This window comes from Kribbella yunnanensis, assembly GCF_039529655.1.
GTDB lineage: Bacteria > Actinomycetota > Actinomycetes > Propionibacteriales > Kribbellaceae > Kribbella > Kribbella yunnanensis.
In genome coordinates, this window is the sequence record NZ_BAAANF010000004.1 from 327,974 (window position 1) to 351,442 (window position 23,469).

Below are 23,469 nucleotides of genomic sequence, written 5' to 3' on the forward strand. Positions count from 1 at the left end.
TGGGCGGGTGCCGTATGCAACAGCACTTGATGGTGTCCGGATCGGCTACCAGGTCAGTGGCGCAGGGCAACCACTGGTCCTGCTGGCCGGTCAGTCGAACAATCACACCTGGTGGGACCCGGTTCGCGGCGACTTCGAAGCGGCGTACCAGACGATCACACTGGACTGGCGCGGTACCGGGATCAGCGACAAACCCGATGAGGTCTACAGCACCCCCGGTTTCGCCGAGGACGTGATCGCGGTCCTCGACGAACTCGGTCTGCCGAGCGCGCACGTGTACGGGACCTCGATGGGCGGGCGGGTCGCGCAGTGGGTTGCGATCAACCACGCGGATCGGCTCGACCGGCTGATCCTCGGCTGTACGTCGCCTGGTCCGGCGCACGGGTATGAGCGCAGTCAGGAACTTCGCCGGGCGCTCGCCGACCCGGTTCGGGGTGGGCGGGTGCTCGTCGACCTGATGTACACGCCGCAGTGGCGGGCAACGAATCCCGGTCCGTACCCGGTTCTCGGTGATCGCGACATGCCGCCGTACGCGAAAGGTCGGCACTTGGTCGCGAGCAACAAGCACGAAGCCTGGGAGCAGCTGCCGGAGATCACCGCGCCGACGCTGATCCTGCACGGCTCCGAGGACATCTTCAGCCCGGTCGCCAACGCCCAGCTCCTGGCCGACCGCATCCCGAACTCGCGCGCCGAGATCATCCACGGCGCCCGCCACGCGTACTTCCACGAGTACCGAGCGGTGGCTAGTCCGCTCGCGCTGGCGTTCCTGCAGGCTGGGTAGCGGACCCCAAAGGCCATCACAATTGGTTGCCGCGCGGGTGCTCCCGCGGGTGCCGGCCGGTGAGGGTCAGTTGTGATGGGCCTGGTGTCCGCCTACCCCCGGAGGATGGGGCGGAGGGCGTCGAGGACGGTGGGGTCTTCGATGGTGGAGGGGACGGGTTCGTCGCGGCCGTCGGCGATACCGCGCATGGTTTTGCGGAGGATCTTGCCGGAGCGGGTCTTGGGGAGACCGTCGACGATGGAGACGTCGCGGAAGGCGGCGACCGGGCCGATCTCGCGGCGGACCGCGGCGACGAGTTCGGCCTGGAGGACGTCGGGGTCGATGTCGGCGCCGGCTTTGAGGACGACGAGACCTCGTGGGAGCTGACCCTTGAGGGCGTCGTGGACTCCGATGACCGCGCACTCGGCGACGGCGGGGTGCGCAGCCAGGACGGCCTCCATGGCTCCAGTCGAGAGGCGGTGGCCGGCGACGTTGATGACGTCGTCGGTGCGGCCCATCACGAAGACATAGCCGTCCTCGTCGAGGTAGCCGGAGTCGCCGGTGAGGTAGTAGCCGTCGTACCGGGTGAGGTAATTGTCGACATAACGCTGATCGTCACCCCACAGCGTCGGGAGCGCGCCGGGTGGCAGCGGCAGCTTGATCGCGATCGAGCCCTCCTCCCCCGCCGGCTGCCGCTCGCCGGCACCGTCCAGGACCTGCACGTCCCAGCCGGGGACCGGGACGGTGGCCGAACCGGGTTTGGTGGGTAGCGGTTCGAGGCCTCGGGGGTTCGCGGCGATCGGCCAGCCGGTCTCGGTCTGCCACCAGTGGTCGACGACCGGGACGTTGAGGTGCTCATGGGCCCAGCGGTAGGTCTCTGGGTCGAGGCGTTCCCCGGCGAGGAAGAGGGTGCGCAGGCGACTCAGGTCGTAGCCGGCAGCCAGCTTGGCTTCCGGGTCGACCTTCTTGATGGCGCGGATCGCGGTCGGCGCGGTGAAGAGAGCGCTGGCTCCGTGCTCGGCGATGACCCGCCAGAACGCGCCCGCATCCGGCGTACCGACGGGCTTGCCTTCGTACAGGACAGTCGTCGCGCCGACCAGGAGTGGCGCGTAGACGATGTAGGAGTGGCCGACCACCCAGCCGACATCGGAGGCGGTCCACCACACGTCACCCGGGCCGATGTCGTAGATCGCGCGCATCGACCAGGCCAGGGCGACCGCGTGGCCGCCGTTGTCGCGGACAACGCCTTTCGGCTTCCCGGTCGTACCGGACGTGTACAGGATGTACAGCGGGTCGGTCGCCGCGACGGGGACGGGATCGGCCTGCGAAGCGTCTAGCGCGGCCCAGTCGAGGTCGCGTTCACCGAGCTCAGCCTGTACGGCGGGGCGTTGCAGGATGATCGTGTGGTCGGGCTGATGGGTGCTGAGTGTCAGGGCCTCGTCGATGATCGGCTTGTACTCGACCACGCGCGTCGGTTCGATACCGCAGGAGGCGGACACGATCACCCGCGGTGTCGCGTCGTCGATGCGGGCGGCGAGTTCCTTCGGGGCGAAGCCGCCGAAGACGACTGAGTGGATCGCGCCGAGCCGGGCGCACGCGAGCATCGCGATGACTGCCTCGGGGACCATCGGCATGTAGATGATTACCCGATCACCCTTGCCGACCCCCAGCCCAGCGAGCACTCCGGCGAACCGGGCGACCTTGTCGCGAAGTTCGGCGTACGTGACTGAGGTCGAGCTGTCGGTGACCGGTGAGTCGTGGATGAGCGCTACCCGGTCGCCGTGGCCGGCTTCGATGTGCCTGTCGAGGCAGTTGTACGACGTGTTGAGCGCCGCGTCGGGGAACCATCGGTAGAGCGGTGCGGCTCGGTCGTCGAGCGCGCGAGTGGGTTTCGTCGTCCAGGTGATTGCCCCCGCCGCCTCCAGCCAGAAGGCTTCCGGGTCGTCCAGGCTCCGCCGGTAACTCTCGTCATACGCACCCATGCCAGCATCGTGGCAGGGTTGACGCATGACGGTAAATGTCGAGGACGTGCGGGCGGCGGCAGAGCGGATCAGCGGACGGGTACGGCGTACTCCGGTGATCGAGGTGTCACCGGGGGTCGTGTTCAAGCTCGAGTTGCTGCAGCACACCGGTTCGTTCAAGCCGCGGGGTGCGTTCAACCGGTTGCTGCTCGCGAAGGAGAACGGGCAGCTGACCGGGCAGGGCGTTGTCGCGGCCTCGGGTGGGAACGCGGGCCTGGCGTCCGCGTACGCCGCGCGCGAGCTCGGCGTACCGGCGCGGATCTTCGTCCCCGTCAATGCGCCGGCGCCTAAGGTCGCCAAGCTGCGCACTCTCGGCGCGGAGGTGGTTCAGGTCGGGAACGAGTACGCCGAGGCTTACGCGGCTGCGTTGATTGCTCGCGACGAGACCGATGCGCTGCTCGTCCATGCCTTCGACCAGCCGGAGATCGTCGCCGGTCAGGGCACGATCGGACTCGAACTGCTGGAGCAGGTTGACGCCTTCGACACCGTGCTGGTCGCGGTCGGCGGTGGTGGTCTCGTCGCCGGGATCGCGACCGGGGTTGGCGACCGGGCCAAGGTGATCGGGGTCGAGCCGGTGCTCGCGCCCGATCTGCATCGCGCGCTGGAGGCTGGTCAGCCGGTCGACGGGCCGGTCGGTGGTGTCGCGGCAGATTCGCTTGGCTCGCGTCGGCTTGGGGATATCGCATTCGCGGTTGCGCAGCGGGAAGGCATCGGGTCCCTGCTGGTCGAGGAGGAAGCGATCATCACAGCCCGCCGCAAGCTCTGGCACGACTACCACCTGGCAGTCGAGCATGGTGCTGCCACAGCCTTTGCCGCCCTCGACTCAGGCGTCTACCAACCCGCCGCCGGCGAACGCGTCGTCGTACTGGTCTGCGGCGCGAACACCGACCCCGCAACCCTAGGCTGAACGCCCCACCTTTGGTTTGTCGTCGGCTAGGAGCCAGGCGGCGAGGATGCCGGCTACGGCGCCGAAGAGGTGGCCTTGCCAGGAGATGCCGTCTTGGGGCAGGAGGCCGCCTAGCAGGGCGCTGCCCCAGACGCCGATCACCAGGACGCCGACGAGGACCTGGGTGAGGCGGCGGTTGAAGATGCCGCGGGCGACCAGGTAGGCGGCGTAGCCGAAGACGACGCCGCTGGCGCCGATGGTGATCGTGTTGGGTGGTGAGATCAGCCAGGTGCCGAAGCCGCCGATCACTGCGACGACGGCGGTGACTGCGGCGAGGCGGGCGGCGCCGCTGAGAGCTATCAGGGCGCCGAGGGTGACGAGCGGAAGCGTGTTCGAGATCAGGTGGCCGAATCCGAGGTGCAGGAACGGCGAGGTAATGATGCCGACGAGTCCCTCGGGGTCGCGGGCGATGATCCCGTACTGATCGAGGCGGCCGTTCAATGCCGTGTCGACGATCTCGCTGAGCCACATCAGCCCGATCAGCGCGGCAAGCAGCTTCAGTCCACTCCCGATCCGGGAGGTGTCGACCGTCCGCCCGGTCCGCTTCGCCGGTGTCTGAAAGCTCATGTCACCACGATGCCGTACTGGACCAAGTCTCAGGACTCGGCGGGCGCGGCGACAGCGCAGCGTGATCTCTGGGATACTCAAGGTGGCTGACGAGTGGGGCTTGGGGGAAACGCGATGCCGGTCGCTGTCTACGTGCTTGGGTTGAGTATTTTCGCGCAGGGAACGTCCGAGCTGATGCTCGCCGGACTGTTACCCGAGCTGTCCAAGGACCTCGGGGTATCGATCCCAGCCGCGGGATTGCTGATCTCGGCGTTCGCGTTCGGCATGCTGCTCGGCGCACCGATCCTCGCCGTACTGACACTCAAATGGTCCCGCCGTACGGCGCTCTTGCTGTTCCTCGGCATCTTCGCGCTGACCCACATCGCCGGCGCGCTCACCCCGAACTACGCCGTCCTGCTCGCCACCCGCATCATCGGTGCCTTCGTGTACGCCGGGTTCTGGTCGGTCGCCGCAGTCACAGTCGTGGCACTGGTTCCGACCAACCGCCGGGCGCGCGCGATGAGCATCGTCACGGGTGGTCTAACGATCGCGACCATCGTCGGTCTGCCGATCGGGACCGTGCTCGGTCAGCACCTCGGTTGGCGGGCCGCGTTCTGGACGGTCGCCGGCTTGTGCCTGCTCGCGATGGTCGGCATCGTCCGGACGATTCCCGCCGGCCGACCGGATCCGGCCGCCGCGCCTCGGCTGCGAGAGGAGCTCAGAGCTCTACGAAGCCCGCGGTTGTGGCTCGCGTTCGCAACGACGGCACTGGTCACGGCGTCGATCCTCGTCGTGTTCAGCTACCTCGCACCGCTGCTCATCCAGACCACCGGGCTGCCGCCAGGCGCCGTACCGGGTGTGCTCGCGCTCTACGGGCTCGGGTCGTTCATCGGGATCGCGCTCGGCGGCCGGACCGCAGACGCGATGCCGTTCCACACGCTCTTCACCGGGATCAGCGGGCTGGTCGTGCTGTCGGCCGTGCTCGCGCTCACCGCCGGCAGCCCGGTCGTGGCGGTCGCGACCATCTTCCTGCTCGGCGGCTTCGGCTTCGCGGTGAACCCGGCACTCAACGCCCGCGTGTTCAGCCTGGCCGGCAACGCACCGACCCTGGCGACCGCGACGAACTTCTCGTCGTTCAACATCGGCATAACGCTCGGGCCGTGGCTCGGCGGGATCGCGATCAACGCGGGGGCCGGGTATCGCTCCCTCGGCTGGATCGCGGTCGGCACCGGGCTCACGGCCCTCGCGACGGTCGTGGTGGCGGCCTATCTGCCGGTCAGTTCACCGGACCACTCGGGTCAAGGTGTGACGGGTCGAAGTCAGCCTTCCGCTTGAACACGTACTTGTTCAGCAACCAGGTGACCGCCCACAGCGCGATGCCGAGCAGCATCAGCCAGCCGGCGATCTTGTAGTCCTTCGTCGCCCGCCCGGACAGCGGGCTGGCCAGATAGACGCACAGGACCGCGCCGATCACCGGCAGCACAGTCGGTGCCTTGAAGTGCTTGTGCTCGACCTTGTCCCGGCGCAGCACCAGTACGGCGACATTCACGATCGCGAACACACACAGCAGCAGGAACGCCGTCGTACCGCCGAGAGCCGTCAGGTCGGCGTACCCGATCAGGACGAAGGCCAGCGCGGTGGTGAAGAAGATCGCGATGTACGGCGTCCGGCGCTTGGGCAGGACGCGGCCGAGCGGGCCCGGCAGGACCTTCTCGTGGGACATGCCGTAGAGCAGGCGGCTGGCCATCAGCATGTTGATCAGCGCCGAGTTGGCCACCGCGAACATGGTGATCCAGGCGAAGATCTCGAGCGGGAAGCCCGGCGCACCGGCCTTGATCACCTCGAGCAGCGGCGCGTCGCCGGAGCTCAGCTTGTCCGGCGGCACCAGCGCGATCGCGGAGATGGCGACGGCCACGTAGATGACGCCGGTGATGCTCAGGCCGATCAGCATCATCTTCGGGAAGATCTTGACCGGGTCCTTGGTCTCCTCGGCCATGTTCACCGAGTCCTCGAAGCCGACCATCGCGAAGAACGCCAGCGCGGTCGCGGCCGTCACCGCACCGAACGCCGTCTCCCCCTCCGGCACCTTGAACTCGGTCAGCCGCGCGGTGTTGCCGTCGCCGTTGAGCAGTGCCCAGGCGCCGACCGCGATCACGATCAGCAGACCGGTCAGCTCGACACACGTCAGTACGACGTTCGCCTTCACGCTCTCGCCGACACCGCGCAGGTTCACCAGCGCGATCAGCGTCATGAACGCGAGCGCGGTGATCATCAGCGCCGTACCGTGCCCCTTGCCGATGCCGGCGGCGACGAAGAAGTTCGCCGAGAACGCCTTCGACGCGCTGGAGGCCGAGGTCAGACCGGAGCACATCACCGCGAAGGTGAGCAGGAAGGTCAGGATGTGGATGCCGAACGCCTTGTGCGTGTAGACCGCCGCACCACCGGCCTTCGGGTACTTCGTGACGAGCTCGAGGTAGGCGGTCGCGGTCAGCAGCGCCACGACGAACGCGCACAGGAACGGCAGCCAGACCGCGCCGCCGACCTGCCCGGCCACCTTCCCGGTCAGCGCGTACACGCCGGTGCCCAGGATGTCGCCGACCACGAACAGCAGCAACAGCCCGGGGCCCATCACCCGCTTCAGTTCCGGACGGTCGGATACCGCCGTCGTCTCACTCATCGTGCCTCCCTGAGATCGGAGCGTAGAGGACATGCTCCCATCAAGAAGGCCAAAGTGGGCGTGCACGCGCGTAATGGCCTGAAGACGCCAGTCAGCAGGTGGCGAGCATGCTCTGCAGTGCGGTCTTCTCGGTGGACTGCAGCGACAGGCCGTAGGTGTGCTTCACCCAGATCCATTCGCGGGCGTAGACGCAATGCACCGAAGAGTTGGTCGGCTTCCAGGAGGCCGGATCCTTGTCGCCCTTGGAGCGGTTGCTCGAGGCCGTGACCGCGATGAGCTGCGCGATGCTCAGATCGTTGGCGAACTGCTCGCGCTTCGCTGTGGTCCAGCCGCTCGCTCCGGACTTCCAGGCCTCGGACAGCGGGACGATGTGGTCGATGTCGATGGACGAGTCATCGGTCACCCAAACCGCGTCGTACACGCTGTACCAGCGGCCGCCGGTCGGTTCGCATTGGCTGTCCACGGTGACGTTCGTGCCGTCGCGTTTCAGGACTTCGTCGCGGGTGTCGCAGGTGCCGGACACGGTGTGCCAGTGCGGGAACTTGTCCCGCGAGTACCCGGAGCTCGAACCCTCGGCTTTCACGGTCAGGCCGTTCAACTGGGTGGTCGCCGTACCGGCACTCGGTGGGGTCGGCGGAGAGGCGAAGGCTGGGATCGAAGAGAGCACCCAGACCGCGATGGCGGAGATGAGTAGGGCGGTAGGACGTCGCATCAGTCAGGCCTTCCGAAGGGCGGATCCCCCCTGACGTGCTGCCCTCAAGCCTTCCCCGGCGCGCCTGCACCGGAAACCACCGTGCGATGAAAGACGAATGAACGCTCAGTCGCGCTCGACCACAGTCAGCGTCCAGCCCGACGCCGCCGGCTCGAGCTCGGCGTTCCAGCGCTCACTCACGAGCTTGTGCAAAGCCTTCGGCGTACCGGGGTCCTTGCCGGACTCCAGCAGGTGCCGGGCGACCAGGCCGCGTGTGTGCTTGGCCATGTGCGACACAACCGTCCGTACGCCGTCTCGTTCGCGCACCACGTTGACCGACACCCACTTCGTGGCATCGGCGGGCCGCCAAGCTGCCACATAGGTGGAGGAACGGCAGTCCACGATGACGCCGTCGTGGCCGAGCGCCGTCGACAGCGGGCCGCGCCAGACGCCGGCGAGCGGTCCGTGGCCGGGGAGCGTCGTACCCATGGAGAGCCGGTACGGCGGTACGCGGTCAGCCGGGCGCAGTGCGCCCCATGCCGCGGACACGACCAGCAGGCGGTTCGCCGCGCGGCGCTTCGTGCCGGCGGACAACGTCGAGTAGCCCAGAGCGTCGTACAGGACACCGGAGTAGAGCTCAGAGACCGGTACGGCGGGCTCGGTGCGCCAGCGCGTATTGCGATCGACCTCGGCCTGGAGCGACGCGCCGACACCCAGCACGCCGTACGCGTCCTCGGAGGCGGACACTTTGGCCAGCGTCTCCAGGACCTGCTCGCGGACCGGATTGAGCTCGGGGAACGACAGCGAGCCGAAGTCGACGGCACGGCCGCGGGACCGACCGGTCTTGCCTTCGGACGGTGGCAGGAGGATCAGGGTCACGTCAGGTCGTCCAGTACGGCGAGGTCCTCAAGTGTGGGGTCCCAGGTACCGGCGGCGACGTTCTGAGCGATCTGCTCGGGTGTCGTGGCACCGGCGATCACCGAGGCGACCGCGGGCTGAGCGGCCAGGCCGCCGATCGCGACGTCGATCATGGTCAGGTCCCGCTCGGCCGCGAAGGTCTCGAGCGCCTCGATCTTGTCGAAGTCGGCGCGTGCCAGCCGCTCGGGCTGCGTCGCCAGGCGGGCGCCTTCGGGAGCGTCCTCGCCACGCTTGTACTTACCGGTGAGCAGGCCGGAGGCGAGCGGGAAGAACGGCAGGATGCCGATCCCGAGATGCTCACAGGCGGGGACGAGTTCGTCCTCGATATCGCGTTCGAGCAGCGAGTACTGGTTCTGGGCGCTGATGAAGTGCGCGTGACCGCCGGTCCGCGCGGCCCAGTCGGCGTCGACTACCTGCCAGCCGGCGAACTGCGAGCTGCCGACGTACCGGACCTTGCCCTCGGCAACGAGCTCGGTGAGCGCGGCCAGCGTCTCCTCGATCGGCGTGACCGGGTCCGGGAAGTGCAACTGGTACAGATCGATCCAGTCGGTCCCCAGCCGCCGCAGGCTCGACTCCACCGCACGCCGGATGTAGCGCCGCGAACCGCGCACGCCCCAGTCGGGGCCGTTCTCGCCGTGCATGTCGCCGCCGAACTTCGTCGCCAGCACCACCTGGTCACGACGCGAGCCGAGCGCCTTGCCGAGCAGCTCCTCACTGAAGCCGTGCTCGCCACGGTAGATGTCGGCGGTGTCGAACAGCGTGATCCCGGCGTCGATCGCGGCGTTCACCACCGCGTCGGTGCGCTCCGCGTCCAGCCTGCGCCCGAAGTTGTTGCAGCCCAACCCGACCACACTCACCGTGAGGCCGGAGTCACCCAGTTGCCGGTACTCCATCGTGCTCATGTGCAGAGCCTAGCTACCGCATACAGTTGCCGACATGCCGAGTCTCTCCGTCGACGGCGCCCGTACCCGGGCCGCCGCACTCTCCGTCCAGTCGTACGACGTCGATCTCGACCTCACCCGGGGCGAGCGAACGTTCGGCTCCACCACCACCGTCCGGTTCACAGCGACCGAACCGGACAGTTGGGTCGATGTGAAACCCGACGAACTGCTGTCGGTCACGCTGAACGGCGTACCGGTCGACGTGGCCGGGCTGAACGACGGACGGCTCGAGCTGACCGGGCTGCAGGCCTCGAACGAACTGGTCGTCGTCGCGACGATGGCCTACACCCACGACGGTGAGGGCATCCACCGCGCGGTCGACGCCGCCGACGGTCTCGTCTACACCTACGGGATGTCGTTCCTGGACGCGGCACCGCGGGTCTTCGCGTGTTTCGACCAGCCCGACCTCAAGGCGCCGTACCGGGTGAAGGTGACCGCGCCGACCGAGTGGCTGGTGCTGGGCAACGGCGCGGCGACGCAGGTCTCCCCCGGTCGCTGGGAGCTGGCCGAGACGATGCCACTGTCGACGTACTTCGTCACGATCGTGGCCGGGCCGTACCACCAGATCACCGACGAGCACGACGGGATCCCGCTGAGCGTGGTCGCGCGGCAGTCGCTGAAGGAAGCGCTGGACCGCGAGGCCGCGGATATCTTCCGGGTCACCAAGCAGTCCTTCGACGAGTACCACCGGATGTTCGGCTACCGGTACCCGTTCGGTGAGTACCACCAGGCGTTCGTGCCGGAGTTCAACGCCGGCGCGATGGAGAACCCGGGCTGCGTGACGTTCCGCGACCCGATGGTGTTCCGCTCGGCCGCGACCGACCAGCAGCGCAGCGGCCGGGCCCGGACGATCGTGCACGAGATGGCTCACCAGTGGTTCGGCGACACGGTCACCATGAAGTGGTGGAACGACCTGTGGCTGAACGAGTCGTTCGCCGAGTACATGGCGCACCGCGTCTCGACCACGGCCACCGACTACCAGGACAACTGGATCGACTTCGCCTATATCCGCAAGTGGTGGGGTCTGCAGGCCGACCAGCGCTCGTCGACGCATCCGGTCGCGGCCGACCCGGTCAAGGACGCGCTCGCCTCACTCGACGACTTCGACGGCATCTCGTACGCCAAGGGCGCGGCCGTGCTCAAGCAGCTGGCCAACTACCTCGGTGATGACGTCTTCCTGTCCGGCGTCATCGCGCACATCCGGGCCAACGAGTTCGGCAATGCGACCTTCGGCGACCTGCTCGCCAAGTGGACCGAGGCCGGCGCGACTGACATCGAGACCTGGGCGCAGCACTGGCTGCGGACACCGGGCCTCGACACCATCCGCGCGGTTCGGACGCCGGACGGCATCAAACTTCGCCGTACGGCGCCTGAGCAGTTCCCGGCGCAGCGGCCGCACAAGCTGACGGTCGGCGGGTACGACGCGGATGGCAACGCCACGATCGTCGATGTCGTGGTCGACGCGGACGAGGTCGACGTACCGCTGGATCCGTCGACGCTCGTGGTCATCCCGGACGCGGGCGACGACACCTGGGCCAAGATCCGGCTCGACGCCGACAGCCTGGCGAACCTCACCGCGGTACTGCCGAAGATCACCGACGGCGTCACCCGGGCCGTCGTACTGAACAGCATCCGCGACTCGGCCGCCGACGGCGAGCTCGACCCTCGGCTGGCTTTCGACATCCTGCTCGGGATGCTGGCCGGCGAGAGCAGCGACATCGGCGTCGGCACGATGACCGAGTGGGCCCGCTCGCACCTCCTGGGCGGCTACCTGCCGTACGAGGAGAACCGCGCCCGCCTCGAGAAGGTCCTCGCGGACCGGCTGCCCGATCTGCCGGCCGGTTCCAGCCTCCAGCTGGGAGTCGTCCGTGCGTACGCCCGCCAGAGCGCAGACGTCGCGCGACTCCAGGGTTGGCTTGCGGGTGACGGCGTACCGGAGGGCGTGACGATGGACGCGGACCTGCGCTGGCTCGTCACGCTGCAACTGGCCCGGCTCGGCGCGATCGGCGACGCCGAGATCGACGCGGAGCTTCAGCGCGACGCGTCCTCCGAAGGTCGCGAGCACGCGATCCGCTGCCGCGCGTCGCTGCCGACGCCGGCCGCGAAGGAGAAGGCGTGGGCGCTGATCATGACCGACGGCGACCTGACGAACTACGAACTCGACGCGGCCTGCGAAGGGTTCTGGCACCCGGCGCAGCGCGAGCTCACGGCGTCGTACGTCGATCGCTACTTCGCCGAGATCGCCGGTACCGAGAAGTTGCGCTCCGGTTGGGTCGTGGCCTCCTCGGCGAGCCGGAGCTTCCCGCGGTTCGAGATCGACGAGCAGGTCGTCGCGCGGTCCGCGGATCTGGTCGCTGACGACTCGGTTGCGGCGGGGATCCGGCGTTCGGTGGGCGACCGCGCTGACGATGTGAAGCGCGCGCTGGCCGTGCGATCGGCGTACGGCGTCTGATTCGTAATGTTGACCAGGGTCCCGTGTCGTCGCAGTCACGGCGGGTTGTGACTAATGTGACTGATGTGACGATAAGGGCCCTGGTGAGCAGCATGAAGGTGATTTCGTGACGTAATCTCCACAATGACCGACCGGTACGGCGTGCCGGTCTTTGGTCAGGCCCCCGTCCCGGGAGAGACTCTAGAGAACCGCACAGGAGAACAAAGGCAATGCGCGAGGCGAGGCTCGTCGGTCTGAGCCAGGACGGCACACAGCTGATCCTGGCAATGCCCGAGACGGGTGAGGAGTTCGCCGTCCCGGTCGACGACCGGTTGCGTGCGGCCCTGCGCGGCGACCGTGCCCGACTCGGCCAGCTGGAGATTCAAATGGAGAGCGCGCTGCGCCCACGAGACATCCAGGCTCGGATCCGTGCCGGGGAGAGTCCCGAGGCGGTCGCGGCCGTTGCCCAGATGCCGATGGAACGGGTGATGGCGTTCGCCGGCCCGGTCCTGGCCGAGCGCGACCACATCGCGAACCTCGCCCAGCGTGCCTCAGTACGACGTCGCGGTGGAGCCGACGCGCCGACCCGCAATCTCGGTGCGTGGGTGACCGAGCGGTTGCGCACCCGGCACGTCGACCCGGCCACGGCCGACTGGGATGCCTGGCGGCGCGACGACGGCCGTTGGCAGGTCCGCGTCTCGTACTTCGTCGAGGCCGAAGACCTCTCGGACCCGGATTCCGAGCAGAAGGAAGAGAAGATCGCGCTCTTCGCGTACGACGCTCCGGGTCGCTACGCGGTCCCGGACGACGACGAGGCGCGCTGGCTGGTCGGCGAGCAGGCGCAGGTGTTGCCGCCGCCGGTGCAGCCTGTTCACCAGGTTGGTGAGCGACGACTGGCGGCTGTCGCCGACATCGATCTGTCGGTCGCGCCGGATCATGGTGCGGATTCTTACGAGGCCGGGTTCGAGGACACGATCAGTCTTCCGCGCCGCGCTGGAAACCAGCCGGTTTCGCGGGAGGCGGAGCGTGGTCCGCGGCGGGTGCACTCGGTGCCGAACCCGGATGAAGAGCCGACATTGATCGACGTACCGATCGAGCAGCCGCCGGCGTTGCACCCGACGGTTCGCGCGGTCGAGCGGCCGGCGCAACCGCCGGCGGAGTCTGCGGCTTTTGCTCCTCCGGAGGAGCGCGCCGCACCCCCGTCGAACCCGTTCACCGAACGGCGAGATGCGCCTCCTGCTTTCCCGGAGTCCCGCAACGCACCCGAGCGCCCCGCCGGTCCCCCGCCGACCCGGCACGTACCCGAGTTCGAGCCGGAGCTGCCCCGCAATGAGCAGCCGTCGGCCCCGCCGTCGTACGAGCGTCCGGCTCCTGCACGCCCAGCCGACACACGACCTGCACCTGCGCCGACGCGTCCGACCGAATCGCGTCCCGCCGAGCCTCGGCCGACCGAGCTGCGGCCGCCTGCGCGCCCGGTTGAGGAGCAGCCGCCAGCCCCGGCGCCCAGCCAGCCTGCTGCTCAGGAGCAACTGCCTGAGGAGCCAGCTGCCGAGGCGGCACCTGTGGAGGAGCCCAAGAAGAAGCCCGCCCGGCGCGGTTCGAAGCGTGCGAGCGTGCCGAGCTGGGACGAGATCATGTTCGGCAAGAAGGCCGACTGACCCGAACACCCGACGAACCCGCACCCTCCAAGGGGTGCGGGTTTGTTGTTCTTACGGACAGTTGTCCCAGATCGCGGACGGTGTTGTCGTCCGGCGCAGGCTCTGCCATGATCGTCCGCATGCAGAACCTGCTGTGTTGTTGCTGTTGTTGTCGCTGACGCGCGCCGTCTCCGGCGCACGAGGCCCTGCCCTTTCCGAGGCCCGCCCGCCGACACCAGCACCCACAGGATCCTGCACCCATGAATCTCCCGGCCTTCGCCGATCTTCTCGCGTCCCGCGGCCTTCGCCTGCTGCCCGGCTCCCACGCCGTGCCGGTCGAACTGCTCGTCCAGCTGCCTGACGCCACGATCGCCCGCTTCACCGCGCGCGGCACCACGCTGCAACTGCAGCACTACCCCGCCGAAGCGCTGACCGCGATCACCATCGCCGCCGAATGCGGCTGCGGCGACCACCACCCGCAGACCGGCCCGGCCCGCGTCACCCTCAGCCGGTACGCCGTACCCACCGACGAGCGCACCATCGACGGCGAACTCCAGTTCGGCTGGCAGCACCACGAAGCCGGCCTTCTACGCCTGGCCGACGCCGCCACCCACTTCTTCACTCTCCTCGAAGACCTCCAGGCCCCGGCCCGCGAGCTCGTCGGCGTCGCCTGACCCCGGACCTGCACGCCATCACAATTGGCAGATCAGCGACGACTCAGGCGTGCGGTCGTCCTACTCGCGCAGTTGTGATGGCCGTGGGGTCCGAGCCCCGGCCAGCGGCAGGAAGACGTCGTCGACCAGCGTCGTGAGCGTTGCGGGGTCCAGCGGTTCCCGGGTCAGCAGCATTTGATGACGCAGCAGGTTGGTTGGCGCCAGCAACACCGAGGGCGGTAGCTCGGCCGAGGGGAGCTCACCGCGCTCCGCCGCCCGCTCCACGATCGTCGTCATCACGCCGCTCATCCGGCCGATGATCTCCGGGCTCACATCGGGAGCCTCCGCCAGCAAGCCGTGGATCACCTCCGGCCCGAGTGCCGCGAAGCGGTCTGCCATCCGTTGCAGCACGGCGAGGACGTCGCCGCGCAGACCGCCGGTGTCCGGCACGTCCTCGACGATCGAACCGGTCCGATACCGCATCGCCGCCACCACCAGCTCCGCCCGGTTCTGCCAACGCCGATACAGGACCTGCTTACCGGTCTGCGCCCGCGCGGCGACTGCCTCCATCGTCAGCCGCGCATAGCCCGACTCCAGCAGCTCGTCCCACGCGGCATCCAGCAACGCGCTCTCCAGCGCGGCACCGCGGCGCCGCTGCATCTGGTCCATGAGCACTCCTCCACAAGAGACCTTGCGTCTCTTATTCACGCAGCCTACCGTGAAGACCATGAGAGACGCCACGTCTCTTATTGAGGAGGACTCATGACACCCACCGATCGCCTCGACCCGGCGGTCCTGAAACTCGCCGCCGTCCTGGTTCTCGGCGCCCTGGCACCACTGCTCGACAGCACGATCGTGAACGTCGCCATCCACACCCTCGGCGCCCAACTGCAGGCCGGTGTCGCCACGCTCCAATGGGTCAGTACGGCGTACCTGCTGGCCCTGGCCGTCGTCATCCCGGCGACCGCGTGGGCGTCGACCCGCTTCGGCGCCAAACGACTGTGGATCGTCGCACTGGCACTGTTCCTGCTCGGCTCAGTCCTGTCCGGACTGGCCTGGAACGCCGGCGCACTGATCGCGTTCCGCATTGTGCAAGGCGTCGGCGCCGGACTGATGTTGCCAACCCTGCAGACCCTGCTGATGCGAGCGGCGGACCGCGAACAGCTCGGCCGCTTGATGGCCGTCGTCACTCTGCCCGCACTAGTCGGGCCGATCCTGGGACCCGCGGTCGGCGGACTCCTCGTCGGCCACCTTGGCTGGCGGTCGATCTTCTACATCAACATCCCGATCTGCCTCGCCGCCATCGCCCTCGCTATCCGTGTACTCCCGGCCGACGAGCCAGCAGCCGTCCGCCGACTGGATCTGACCGGCCTGTTGCTGATGTCTTCAGGCGTCGCCGCCCTGATCTACGGCCTCACCCGGACCGGACCAGACGGAGGCTTCGCGCTTCTCGACGTACTCGTCCCGATGATCACAGGCGCGGCCTTGCTCATCGCCTACGTCGCACGCAACCCCCAGCATCCGCTGATCGACCTGAACCTGTTCCGGACCCGCTCGTTCGCCGCCTCGACAGCTCTGCTCTTCCTGACCGGCGCTGCCCTGTACGGCGCGATGTTCCTGCTGCCGCTCTTCTATCAGCAGGCGCGCGGTGCGTCCGTCGTTGCTGCCGGCCTGCTCCTGGTGCCGCAGGGACTGGGCAGTCTGCTCGCGCGAGCCGCAGGCGGGTTGTCCGACCGCCTCGGACCCCGACCGGTCGTCCTGGCCGGCGTCACCCTGACCGTGATCGGCACACTCCCGTTCGCGATACCCGGTACGGCGTACTGGGTCCTGGCGATCGGCCTGGTCGTGCGAGGCGCCGGCCTGAGCGCGGTCAACCTGTCGGTCATGGTCGGCGCCTTCGGCGATCTGCGACCGGAGCAGATTCCGGACGCCAGCAGCATGACCCGCATCGTCCAGCAGCTCGGCGGTGCTGTCGGCGCGGCCGCGCTGGCCGTCATCCTGCAGACGTGGCTTTCCGGGCACAGTCCGGCGAGCGCCTATGCCGGCAGTTTCGCTTGGGCGATCGCCTTCACCGCCCTGGCCGCCGTACCGGCGCTGGCCTTGCCGAGGCGGATCAGGGCGGCCTGATTCCGAGGTCTTGAATTAGTAACACGCTTGGTTTAACTTATCGGCGCCTGCCCCTGTGCGCTTCCGGACCGCCACCTGGAGACCAGCATGACCAGACGTCTGCTTGCCCGGTTCCTGCCCGCTCTGCTGCTCGCCGGGTCCATTGCGGTGCCTGCTCACGCGGCGACCATGTATCCGAGCGGGGTCGGTGCCGATCTCGGTCCGGCGCCGACGACGCTTGGCGTGAAACCGGCTGCCGGTGACGACCCGGCCGGGTTGCGTACCGGGACTGAGCAGGGTCGCGGCTACTGGCAGACCGACCAGGCGGCCGGGACCGGGTACCTGGAGTTCGACGTCGATCGCGACTACGTGGACGAGATCGGCACCGACGACGTCCTGGTGACGGTGACGTATCTCGACCGTGGAACCGGCAGCCTCGAGCTCCAGTACGACGCCGCTGACAACCCGCCGGCCGATGCGACCGACCTTCAGCTGACCGGCACTGGCCAGTGGAAGACCGGCATCTTCTCGCTGACCGGGATCGGTTTCACCAACCGTCTCGGGAACGCCGATATCCGGTTGTTCGGCAGCGCGGATATCACGGTTGCTGGTCTGCGGATCAGTACGGCGGGTGCTTCGGTTCAGCTCGGGGCGTCGCCGATCCAGTCGGGGATCAGCCCGCGGGCGGGTGACCGCGCTGAGAATCTGGTGACCGGCGTACAGGACGGGCGTCCGTACTGGCAGACCGACCGCACTGCTCCGGCGCCGGGCACGAACTTCTTCTACATGAACGTGTCCGACACCTACCTCTACAACAACCGCAATCTCGTGCTCGTGAGCATCGACTACTTCGACGCGGGCAACGGGCAGTTCGGACTGCACTATGACTCGCCGGGTTCGACGATTCCGGAGATGTTCAAGAACTCCGAGGTTGTTCGCTATGGCGATACCAAGACCTGGAAGACCTACACGTTCGCGTTGCCGGACGCCGTGCTGACGAACCGGTCGAACGGTGGCGACTTCCGCATTCACAACGGTGATGGCGCGGTTGATCTCAAGGTTGCGGCGGTTCGGGTGGCCAAGGTTGCGACCACGTTGAACGTGACTGAGGGGCTGCTTGATCTCATCGGGTCGGCGACTCGGGTTGAGAAGGCGGCTCGCGAAGGGACGCGTGACGGGCAGTATCCGGTCGGCAGTCGTGCGGCTCTGCGGCAGGCGATCTCGGACGCGCGCGCGGTGGCGAGCACGCCGGGTGCGACCGACGTACAGGTCAAGCAGGCACTCCAGACGCTGCAGACCAAGCTCGACGCGTTCACTGCATCGGCTGTGGACACGAACTTCGCTGACGCCGGTACGGCGTCCGCCAGCGGTGGGACCGGGGTCGCGAACGTCAACGACGGCGACCATCTGAGTGCGTGGACGAGTGGACCGGGCGACTCGTGGTTACAGCTCGATCTTGGTAAGGCTCGACCGGTCAACGACGTCCGGGTCGAGTGGGCGGAGGCCTACTCCCCCGACTACACGGTCCAGGTCTCGAACGATGGGCAGAGGTTCACGACTGCCGGCCGGACCGGTTCGCCGGGTGGGAACCAGTTCAGCCGGACCCGGTTCGCCACGACCAGCGCACGCTATGTCCGGGTCGCGATGACCGGTGCCGAGTCGTACATCATTCGCGAACTGCAGCTTCGGGTCGCGCCGGTCGTCACCCCGCAGCCGCGGTTGGTGCCGACGGTGAACCCGACCGAGGACGGTGTGATCGCCGACTTCGATGCCACGGCATTCGGTGCGGATCGCAGCGGACGGAAGGACTCGACCAAGGCGATCCAGGCCGCGATCTACGCCTGCCAGGACGCCGGAGGTGGCACCGTCTGGCTGCCGACCGGCCGCTACAAGGTGACCGACACCATCGAGGTGCACGCCTTCTGCACCCTCCGCGGCGACCGCCGAGACCCAGACAAGGGACGGCGCACGGGCAGCGGCTCCGAGTCAGGCACCGGCTCCCCCACGCGTTCCGGCGGCGACTACGGCACGGTTGTTGTCGCGGACCTCGCGTCTGGTGACGACGGGCCGAGCTTGTTCCGGGTCGGCGGGAGTGCTGGGGTGCTCGGCGTTACGACGTACTACCCGAACCAGTCCGCGACCAACCCGGTGCCGTACAACTACACGTTCGAGGTGCCGGGCGGTGCGTGGATCGGCAACGAGAACTACATGATGTCGACGATCGCTGACATCACGATGCTCAACTCCTACCGCGGCATCGGAATCAGCACGATGCCGAACGACCGGGGCAACGCGCCGAGCTCCGGCCAGGTGCACGAGTCGACAACAGTCCGGAGCATCCGGGGAACCGCTCTCCTCGAAGGGGCTCGCGCCTACAACGGCGCCGATGTCGGCACCTGGGAGAACGTTGCCTTCAGCAACTCCTACTGGGCGACCGCTCCAGCCGCCTACAAGCCGCCAGCACGCGCGGCGCTGGACGCCTGGACCCGGGCGCACGGAACCGGGCTCGCGCTCGGCGATCTCGAGTGGGATCAGTTCCACAAGATCGCGCTCTCCGACTACAAGATCGGGATCCACGTGGTGACCGGTCAGCGGGCACAGTTCACCGGGAGCTTCCTGCAGCTGGACATCCGTCGTACCGACACCGGCGTACTCGTGGACGAGATGGACAGCCGGTGGGGCTGGCAGATCGCGGGTGGGCGGATCGAGGGCAGCGAGCACGCGATCGTCAACAACTCGCAGGGCTACGTGAAACTCACCGAGACAGCGCTCTCTGGCGCTCTCTCCGGCGTCATCCACCAGATGAGCGGCAAGGCGCCGAGCTACACCAAGAGAGCGCTCCCCAAGCCGACCCAACACCTGTACGTCGTCGACGCGCCCCACGGGATCGGGTATCTCCCGGCAGCCGACGCGACCAGCGCCGTACAGAAGGTGCTCGACACGGCCGGGCGGTCCGGCGGCGGGATCGTCTATCTGCCCGCGGGTTGGTACCGGATCAGCACGCACCTCCGCGTTCCCGCGAATGTCGAGCTGCGCGGCGCATCCGCCGTACCGAATCGCGACCAAGGCGGCGCCAGCTACGGAACCGTCCTGCACGCCTTCGAGGGCCGCAACAACGCCGACGGCACCCCGCTCATCACCCTGGGCAAGAGTGCGGGAGTCCGCGGCCTGCGTGTCTTCTACCCCGACAACAACCCGGGCAGCGCCGACGGCGTGGTCCCCTACCCGTACGCGATCCGCGGTCATGCCGGTGGTAACTACGTGATCAACTCCGGCTTCCCGAACACCTGGAACGGTATCGACCTGCGCGGTGACCACACCGTCGTCCGCAAGGTCGCCGGAGCGTTCTTCGACCACGCCATCCACCTCGGCGCCGGCCGCGACGCCCGGATCGAGGGTGTGCTGTCGAACGGAAACGCGGTCACCCGCACCGGCTACCAGCAGCCGTACTGGATGAACGAGGGGCGGATCTTCGAACTCGTCATCGACAAGTACATGCGCAAGACCGCCAAGATCGTCACCGTTGACGGCACAACGGACGTGACACTACTCAACGTGTTTGCCTACGGCTTCCACGACGGGTTGATCGTCAACAGTGGTCAAGTCAAGGCAATCAACCTGGGTACAGACAACCTCGGGGTTGACGGGTTCACCGTCAAGGTTGATCAAGGTTCGGTCGAGGTCACGAACATCGCCCGCTACAACGGCTCGACACTGTCCGGACCGGCAGTCTTGCGCAACGTGATGGCGATCAACATGGTGCAGCGGAGTGTGAGCGTGGCGGCGAACGGGAACGGTCTCGTCCGGATCGCCGGCAACGAGTCCGAGCCTGGGAAGTACGAACCGGGCGCGCAGGTGACCGTGACGGCAGCGCCAACATCGGATAGCGTTTTCCAGAACTGGACCGTGGCCGGCGAGGTCGTCTCGACCGATCCGGAGTACCGCTTCACCGTGACCACGGACCAGGTTCTGACCGCGAACTTCACTGCCAAGTAGGAGCGAGATGGCTGACACAGACCAGCGCGTCGCGATCGTGGGATGCGGCATCATCGGCCGCACCCACGCGGACACCATCGCAGCACGACCGGATGCGACCATCACGGCGCTCGTCGACAACGACCCCGACGCCCGTGCCGCGCTGGCCGCCCGGCTGAAGGAGTCCGGCCAGCCGGAACCACAGGTGTACGACGACCTGTCCGGAGCGCTCGCCGGGTCCGACGTGACGCTGGTCGCGATCTGCACCCCGAGCGGCACGCACGCTGCCCTGGCCGAGCAGGCACTCGACGAGAAGAAGCACGTGGTGATCGAGAAGCCGCTCGACGTCGACCTGACCCGGGCCCGGCGGCTCGGCGCGGCGGCGGATCGGGCGGCCAACCACGGCGCGGTCGCGTCCGTGATCAGCCAGCACCGCTTCGATGCCGGAAGCGCGCAGGTGAAGCAGGCGATCGACGCCGGCCGGTTCGGTGAACTGACGTCAGCCGTCGCGACGGTCGCCTGGTGGCGGAGCGACGAGTACTACGCGTCCGCCGGCTGGCGGGGTACCTGGGCGCAGGACGGTGGCGGCGCGCTGATGAACCAGGGCGTGCATACCGTCGACCTGCTGCTGTGGTTCATGGGCCGCCCAGTCAGCATCTACGCCCAGGCGATCCGCGCCACGCACCAGGCGATCGAGGTCGAGGACACCGTCGTCGCCACGATCACCTTCGAGAACGGCGCGGTCGGCACCCTGCACGCGACCACCGCGGCCTTCCCCGGGGGCCGGACGCGAGTCGCCGTCCACGGCACGCAGGGTGGCGCCGAGATCGAGAACGATCTGCTCGCCCGCTTCAACGCCGACGGTCTCAAGGACGACCAGTCGATCGACGCCGGTCCCCCCGGCGGCCACAAGGCGCAGTACGACGACATCCTCGGCGCAATCGCGAACGGCGAACAGCCCGGCATCACGGTCCAGCACGCGATCGACGCCCTGGCCACGGTCAAGGCCGTCTACATCGCGTCGACCCTGCAGCGGCCGGTGAAGTTCATCGACGTGCTAGAGGGCCGGTACGACGACGTCGACGTCTCCCGCGGTATCGGCCTCCCACCCACCTAACCCCCACCCCTCCCGCCTAACTTCCCACCCCCTCCCGCCCAAAGAGCAGCCCGCCCACCTTTGTGCACGCGCCACGTCTTTGTGCACCCACCAACCACGCAGAGCCCCGAAAAACGGTCGGTGGGTTCTCAAAGTGGGTATTCGTGCACAAAGAGCAGCGGGCCCACCTTTGGGGCGTTGGGCGCCGGGGTCGGTGGGGCGGTGGGGGGTGAGGGGGTGGGTTAGGTGCCGGGGGCTCGGTTGTTGAGGATTCGCTGGAACAGGTTGGAGTCCTGCCAGCGGCCGCCGATGTAGAGGTAGTTCGGGGCGAAGCCGATCTTGATGAAGCCAGTGCGTTCGAGCACAGCGTGCGACGCGGCGTTGTGCACGAACACACTGGCTTGGAGGCGATGCAGCTTCAGCTCGGTGTCTGCGATCTCGGCGGCGGCGTTGACAGCCAAGGTCATCAGCCCGCGACCAACAGCCTCGGCGGCAAGCCAGTAACCGAGGTGCGCGTTGCGGAACGGTCCCGGCACGATGTCGCTCAAGGTGACCGCGCCGACGATCCGATCGCCCGAGGCGAGCAACCACGGCACCGACCGACCGCCGGCCAAGCCCTCCAAAGCGGACGTCAGCCGCTCGCGCTGACCGTCGGCAGTGAACCAATTCGACGGCCGGGCCGGCTCCCAACGCTCCAGGTGATCCCAGCTGCGGGTGTACGCGTCGGCCAGCGCGGCAGCGTCATCAAGAGCAGCCAAGCGGAGTTCAACTGAGGTCGTGAGGTGGCGGGGCTTGATCACTTCGGCAGCCTACGAGCCTGACTTGAGCCGCTGACTCGCGGGGTGAACGCGTCGTGGAAGATCGTCGACGCCGCTCCGACCGCGGCCGCATCCGCCTGCAGCATCGACTCCTCGACGACCACCGGACGGATCTCCCGTGCCACCGGATGCAGGTTCACCGCGCGACCGATCTCGGTCAGCAAGATCCGCGAGATCTCCGGCGCATACGCCGGCCCGCCCACCACCACAAGATCGATGTCGAGCAGGTCGACCAACCCGACCGCGCCCTGCCCGATCACCTGGCCGACCCGGGTGGCTGCGCGCAACGCTGCTTCGTCACCTGCGGCCGCGGCCCGGCAGACCGCCTTGTAGCGCTTGGCCTCATCGGTCGCGTCGAGATCGGTCTCGACATACCCGTACGACGCCGCGATCACCGGCAGCGACGCGGTCGGGTTGCACTCCGGCACCATCTCCGGGCCGGTCGAGACGTCCCACTCCCCCATCCGCAGCGCGGCGACCTGCCCGAACTCACCGGCGTTGGCCGTCCCACCGCGATAGATCGAGCCGTTCAGAATCAGCCCGCTCCCGACACCGGTCCCGAGATACAGGTAGGCGAAATCACGTGCCCGGGCCGAGCGCCCGATCCAGCGCTCGCCGATGGCGGCCGCCGTACCGTCCTTCTCGACCAGAACCGGATGGTTCAGCTTCTCCTGCAACAGATGCCGGATCTTCAGCCCGCGCCACGCCGGCTGCAACGGCAGCGCGAGCAGGGACCCATCCGCATCGATCGGACCCGGTACGGCGACGCCCACGCCCAGCATGGACTTCGGATCGACCTGGCTGATGCTGAGCGCCGCGGTCACGGTCGCCGCGGTCAGGTCGATCAGCTTGTCGGTCGGCAGGTCGTCAGCCAGATCAACCGTCTCGCGGCGCACGATCGTGCCGTCGAGGTCGACGACGGCGACGGTCAGCAGCTCAGGATCGAGGTGGATACCGACCGCGTGTGCGGCGTTCGACCGCAACCGCACCGGCGTCCGCGGTTTGCCTAGCCGCTCGGCGCGCTCCTGCGCCTCCTCGACCAGCAGTCCCTGTTGCAGCAGGATCCGCAGGATGCGCGAGATCGACTGCTGGGTCAGCCCGGTCCGCCGGGAGATCTCGGTCCGGCTGATGATGCCGGCCAGCCGGATCGTCTCGATGATCACAGCCTCGTTGAAGGACCCCAGGTCCAACTGGTTCGCGCCTGAGAATCCGTCGTCCGCCGTCACCATCGTCCACCTCCCCGTCGTATCAGC

Annotated in this window: 18 protein-coding genes; 9 read left to right on the plus strand and 9 right to left on the minus strand. The window is 68.0% G+C overall.

Annotation, left to right across the window (positions count from 1 at the left end; all coding sequences use genetic code 11):
• Positions 1-7: 7 nt before the first annotated feature.
• Positions 8-781, plus strand: a complete 774-nt coding sequence (locus tag ABD231_RS08505; RefSeq protein ID WP_344147674.1) for an alpha/beta fold hydrolase — start codon at positions 8-10, stop codon at positions 779-781.
• 92 nt (positions 782-873) lie between these two features.
• On the opposite strand, the gene ABD231_RS08510 is transcribed toward ABD231_RS08505, so the two are convergent.
• On the minus strand, positions 874-2,742 hold the full coding sequence (locus ABD231_RS08510) for a propionyl-CoA synthetase (protein WP_344147677.1): 1,869 nt from the start codon (positions 2,740-2,742) through the stop codon (positions 874-876).
• A gap of 25 nt (positions 2,743-2,767) precedes the next feature.
• Here ABD231_RS08510 and ABD231_RS08515 point away from each other — a divergent pair, with 25 nt between their 5' ends.
• Positions 2,768-3,688 (plus strand): threonine/serine dehydratase, encoded by a 921-nt coding sequence (locus ABD231_RS08515; protein ID WP_344147680.1) that lies wholly within the window; start codon positions 2,768-2,770, stop codon positions 3,686-3,688.
• Here ABD231_RS08515 and ABD231_RS08520 read toward each other — a convergent pair.
• Entirely contained in the window at positions 3,680-4,294 is a 615-nt protein-coding gene (locus tag ABD231_RS08520; protein WP_344147683.1) for a rhomboid family intramembrane serine protease, read from the minus strand. The genes ABD231_RS08515 and ABD231_RS08520 overlap by 9 nt on opposite strands.
• Before the next feature lie 114 nt (positions 4,295-4,408).
• Between ABD231_RS08520 and ABD231_RS08525 the strand changes: the two genes are divergently transcribed.
• Positions 4,409-5,608 carry a Cmx/CmrA family chloramphenicol efflux MFS transporter gene (locus tag ABD231_RS08525; RefSeq protein WP_344147686.1) on the plus strand — a complete coding sequence of 400 codons (1,200 nt, stop codon included), beginning with the start codon at positions 4,409-4,411 and terminating at the stop codon, positions 5,606-5,608.
• Here ABD231_RS08525 and ABD231_RS08530 read toward each other — a convergent pair.
• From ABD231_RS08530 to ABD231_RS08545, 4 genes are all read right to left on the minus strand, one after another.
• Positions 5,550-6,950, minus strand: coding sequence for an APC family permease (locus tag ABD231_RS08530; protein WP_344147689.1), 1,401 nt, complete (start codon positions 6,948-6,950; stop codon positions 5,550-5,552). The two genes, ABD231_RS08525 and ABD231_RS08530, sit on opposite strands and share 59 nt — an antisense overlap.
• A 91-nt stretch (positions 6,951-7,041) precedes the next feature.
• A complete protein-coding gene (locus ABD231_RS08535; RefSeq protein WP_344147692.1) occupies positions 7,042-7,662 on the minus strand; it encodes an HNH endonuclease family protein in 621 nt (206 codons plus the stop codon).
• Positions 7,663-7,767: 105 nt separating this feature from the next.
• Complete coding sequence (locus ABD231_RS08540; RefSeq protein WP_344147695.1) at positions 7,768-8,520, minus strand: YaaA family protein; 753 nt, start codon at positions 8,518-8,520, stop codon at positions 7,768-7,770.
• Positions 8,517-9,461: an aldo/keto reductase gene (locus tag ABD231_RS08545; protein WP_344147698.1), complete on the minus strand. Its 945-nt coding sequence runs from the start codon at positions 9,459-9,461 to the stop codon at positions 8,517-8,519. The genes ABD231_RS08540 and ABD231_RS08545 overlap by 4 nt, the downstream gene beginning before the upstream one ends.
• A 34-nt stretch (positions 9,462-9,495) precedes the next feature.
• Here ABD231_RS08545 and pepN point away from each other — a divergent pair, with 34 nt between their 5' ends.
• The 3 genes from pepN (at position 9,496) to ABD231_RS08560 (ending at position 14,242) form a co-directional block, all read left to right on the plus strand.
• Positions 9,496-11,952, plus strand: coding sequence for an aminopeptidase N (gene pepN, locus ABD231_RS08550; protein ID WP_344147701.1), 2,457 nt, complete (start codon positions 9,496-9,498; stop codon positions 11,950-11,952).
• 209 nt (positions 11,953-12,161) lie between these two features.
• Complete coding sequence (sepH, locus tag ABD231_RS08555; RefSeq protein ID WP_344147704.1) at positions 12,162-13,589, plus strand: septation protein SepH; 1,428 nt, start codon at positions 12,162-12,164, stop codon at positions 13,587-13,589.
• 239 nt (positions 13,590-13,828) lie between these two features.
• A complete protein-coding gene (locus ABD231_RS08560) occupies positions 13,829-14,242 on the plus strand; it encodes a hypothetical protein (RefSeq protein ID WP_344147707.1) in 414 nt (137 codons plus the stop codon).
• Positions 14,243-14,302: 60 nt separating this feature from the next.
• On the opposite strand, the gene ABD231_RS08565 is transcribed toward ABD231_RS08560, so the two are convergent.
• The gene (locus ABD231_RS08565) at positions 14,303-14,890 is read right to left on the minus strand and encodes a TetR/AcrR family transcriptional regulator (protein ID WP_344147710.1); all 588 of its coding nucleotides are present in this window, start codon (positions 14,888-14,890) and stop codon (positions 14,303-14,305) included.
• Between the two features lie 93 nt (positions 14,891-14,983).
• On the opposite strand from ABD231_RS08565, the gene ABD231_RS08570 reads away from it, so the two are divergent.
• The 3 genes from ABD231_RS08570 (at position 14,984) to ABD231_RS08580 (ending at position 21,419) form a co-directional block, all read left to right on the plus strand.
• Complete coding sequence (locus ABD231_RS08570) at positions 14,984-16,348, plus strand: DHA2 family efflux MFS transporter permease subunit (protein WP_344147713.1); 1,365 nt, start codon at positions 14,984-14,986, stop codon at positions 16,346-16,348.
• A gap of 87 nt (positions 16,349-16,435) precedes the next feature.
• Entirely contained in the window at positions 16,436-20,323 is a 3,888-nt protein-coding gene (locus tag ABD231_RS08575; protein WP_344147716.1) for a discoidin domain-containing protein, read from the plus strand.
• A 7-nt stretch (positions 20,324-20,330) separates the two neighbouring features.
• On the plus strand, positions 20,331-21,419 hold the full coding sequence (locus tag ABD231_RS08580; RefSeq protein WP_344147719.1) for a Gfo/Idh/MocA family protein: 1,089 nt from the start codon (positions 20,331-20,333) through the stop codon (positions 21,417-21,419).
• Positions 21,420-21,640: 221 nt separating this feature from the next.
• On the opposite strand, the gene ABD231_RS08585 is transcribed toward ABD231_RS08580, so the two are convergent.
• Positions 21,641-22,198 carry a GNAT family N-acetyltransferase gene (locus ABD231_RS08585; protein WP_344147721.1) on the minus strand — a complete coding sequence of 186 codons (558 nt, stop codon included), beginning with the start codon at positions 22,196-22,198 and terminating at the stop codon, positions 21,641-21,643.
• Entirely contained in the window at positions 22,195-23,445 is a 1,251-nt protein-coding gene (locus tag ABD231_RS08590) for an ROK family transcriptional regulator (protein WP_344147724.1), read from the minus strand. Before ABD231_RS08590 ends, ABD231_RS08585 begins: the two co-directional genes overlap by 4 nt.
• Positions 23,446-23,469 lie beyond the last annotated feature (24 nt).

What these genes read in the sequence shown, in the direction of transcription:
- ABD231_RS08510 (WP_344147677.1), bottom strand. Translation starts at nt 2,742, where the DNA reads ATGGGTGCGTATGACGAGAGTTACCGGCGGAGCCTGGACGACCCGGAA.
- ABD231_RS08515 (WP_344147680.1), top strand. Translation starts at nt 2,768, where the DNA reads ATGACGGTAAATGTCGAGGACGTGCGGGCGGCGGCAGAGCGGATCAGC.
- ABD231_RS08520 (WP_344147683.1), bottom strand. Translation starts at nt 4,294, where the DNA reads ATGAGCTTTCAGACACCGGCGAAGCGGACCGGGCGGACGGTCGACACC.
- ABD231_RS08525 (WP_344147686.1), top strand. Translation starts at nt 4,409, where the DNA reads ATGCCGGTCGCTGTCTACGTGCTTGGGTTGAGTATTTTCGCGCAGGGA.
- ABD231_RS08530 (WP_344147689.1), bottom strand. Translation starts at nt 6,950, where the DNA reads ATGAGTGAGACGACGGCGGTATCCGACCGTCCGGAACTGAAGCGGGTG.
- ABD231_RS08535 (WP_344147692.1), bottom strand. Translation starts at nt 7,662, where the DNA reads ATGCGACGTCCTACCGCCCTACTCATCTCCGCCATCGCGGTCTGGGTG.
- ABD231_RS08545 (WP_344147698.1), bottom strand. Translation starts at nt 9,461, where the DNA reads ATGAGCACGATGGAGTACCGGCAACTGGGTGACTCCGGCCTCACGGTG.
- pepN (WP_344147701.1), top strand. Translation starts at nt 9,496, where the DNA reads ATGCCGAGTCTCTCCGTCGACGGCGCCCGTACCCGGGCCGCCGCACTC.
- sepH (WP_344147704.1), top strand. Translation starts at nt 12,162, where the DNA reads ATGCGCGAGGCGAGGCTCGTCGGTCTGAGCCAGGACGGCACACAGCTG.
- ABD231_RS08560 (WP_344147707.1), top strand. Translation starts at nt 13,829, where the DNA reads ATGAATCTCCCGGCCTTCGCCGATCTTCTCGCGTCCCGCGGCCTTCGC.
- ABD231_RS08565 (WP_344147710.1), bottom strand. Translation starts at nt 14,890, where the DNA reads ATGGACCAGATGCAGCGGCGCCGCGGTGCCGCGCTGGAGAGCGCGTTG.
- ABD231_RS08570 (WP_344147713.1), top strand. Translation starts at nt 14,984, where the DNA reads ATGACACCCACCGATCGCCTCGACCCGGCGGTCCTGAAACTCGCCGCC.
- ABD231_RS08575 (WP_344147716.1), top strand. Translation starts at nt 16,436, where the DNA reads ATGACCAGACGTCTGCTTGCCCGGTTCCTGCCCGCTCTGCTGCTCGCC.
- ABD231_RS08580 (WP_344147719.1), top strand. Translation starts at nt 20,331, where the DNA reads ATGGCTGACACAGACCAGCGCGTCGCGATCGTGGGATGCGGCATCATC.
- ABD231_RS08590 (WP_344147724.1), bottom strand. Translation starts at nt 23,445, where the DNA reads ATGGTGACGGCGGACGACGGATTCTCAGGCGCGAACCAGTTGGACCTG.